Here is a 490-nt window from a genome sequence, read left to right as displayed (position 1 = left end):
ATTAGAGAATTCCCATATTGCTATAAGTGAAATTAGTTTTGAGAATCTACAAGAATCAAAGGATTATCTATGGAACAATGCCGATATAAAGACTCTATTAAGTAACTTAAATGACATAGAGAGTGAAAAATTCTTGTATGAAATTATGCAAAGTAACTATGAAATTGCCATAGCGCATTTGCAATATGCTATAAGCACAGATTCTATCCAATCAGCCAAAAGAAGTCTAGTACCAGACTTAGGATTCAATTTTAGTTATATGTTTCGTCTCAATAAACCCGATATGTTTGCACTAGGAATCTCTATGCCGCTGCCAATTTGGGGTAAAGAACCTGCACAAGTCAAAGAGGCACAATATCAGAATCTCCTGCAACAAAGTCAGGTCTTAGAGATTAGCAATAAGATTAAACACAATGCTAAAACTCTTCTTAGCAAACTTAAAACTCTGCAAGAAAACCTTGTAGTCATAGATTCCACACTCATACCAGCC

Annotated in this window: 1 protein-coding gene; it reads left to right on the top strand. The window is 34.7% G+C overall.

Annotated elements, in window-relative coordinates; genetic code table 11:
* On the top strand, positions 1-490 hold a 490-nt coding region (locus tag CQA44_RS12320; RefSeq protein WP_147289820.1), incomplete at both ends, for a TolC family protein.

The sequence above is a fragment of the Helicobacter sp. MIT 14-3879 genome (assembly GCF_003364125.1).
Note: the sequence above shows the minus strand (reverse complement) of the source record. Positions and strands in the feature narration are given on the sequence as shown.